This window comes from Halobellus sp. Atlit-38R (assembly GCF_003665925.1).
In the GTDB taxonomy this organism is placed as follows: Archaea; Halobacteriota; Halobacteria; order Halobacteriales; family Haloferacaceae; genus Haloquadratum; species Haloquadratum inordinatus.
Genome location: NZ_QXIJ01000198.1, coordinates 1 through 525, shown reverse-complemented (window position 1 = coordinate 525; position 525 = coordinate 1). Strand labels below are relative to the sequence as shown.

The 525-nt window shown below is 73.0% G+C and carries 1 protein-coding gene; it reads right to left on the bottom strand.

Features of this window, described 5'->3' with window-relative positions; genetic code table 11:
• Nucleotides 1-199, bottom strand: a 199-nt coding sequence (locus D3D02_RS18920) for an FAD-dependent oxidoreductase (protein WP_121571357.1), incomplete at its 3' end; no start/stop codon positions are given.
• Between the last annotated feature and the right edge of the window lie 326 nt (nucleotides 200-525).

The window sequence follows — 525 nt, the reverse complement described above, 5'->3', positions numbered from 1 at the left end:
CGACCGCGGCGTCGACGTCCTCGGCGTAGGCGTCGTAGAGGAGCCCGGCCGCGCGCCCGGAGCTCTCGGCCGCCAGATCGCCGCGCTCGAACAGGGTCACGTCGGCGCCGCGGGCCGCGAGGTCGTGCGCGGCGGTGACGCCGACCGCGCCGCCGCCGACGACCGCGACCGACGGGGCGGGCTCGTCTGCTTCGGTCATACCCCGTGACACGCGAGCGACGACGAAAAGCCACCGGGACGACGATTGTGTATACGCTACTGCGGTGGCGCGTGCCTGCGAGCGGCCGCCGGAGGCGGTCGCGAGTCAGCACGCGCGAGGGAGTCAGTCGCCCGAAGCGGAGCGAGGGCGACTGACGAGGCTGGGGAGGCGCGAGGGGCGGTTGCTGTGCCGGGCGGGACTCAAAGGGGCAGTCACGAGGCCGCAGTAGGCGACGTAAGCACCACAGCGAGCGGAGCGAGCGAGGAGCGCAACGAGCGTACTGCGGCCTCGTGACTGGGGCTTTGGCGGTGTTCCCCGTAGTGGCA